Origin of the sequence: Latilactobacillus graminis DSM 20719 (genome assembly GCF_001436415.1) — a bacterium.
GTDB lineage: Bacteria > Bacillota > Bacilli > Lactobacillales > Lactobacillaceae > Latilactobacillus > Latilactobacillus graminis.
Genome location: NZ_AYZB01000063.1, coordinates 1 through 208, shown reverse-complemented (window position 1 = coordinate 208; position 208 = coordinate 1). Strand labels below are relative to the sequence as shown.

1 protein-coding gene is annotated in these 208 nt (G+C 37.0%); it reads left to right on the top strand.

The window, feature by feature from the left end:
* Nucleotides 1-208, top strand: a 208-nt coding sequence (gene mobL / locus FC90_RS09385; protein WP_235804328.1) for a relaxase MobL, incomplete at both ends; no start/stop codon positions are given.

Here is a 208-nt window from a genome sequence, read left to right as displayed (position 1 = left end):
GTTGAGAAAAATCAAGACAGCGAATTTAAAAAATTTAATGATTACATGGGCAACCCGTATAAAACAGATGCACTGTTTTCAGCCTACAGCGATCAACTGAGTTTAAAAGACCGGCAGAAAATGAAAAGCTACTTTACCCAGGCACAAGACGAAAAAAGTCCTTTGTGGCAAATCGTCTATTCATTCGATAATAATTGGCTTGTTGATC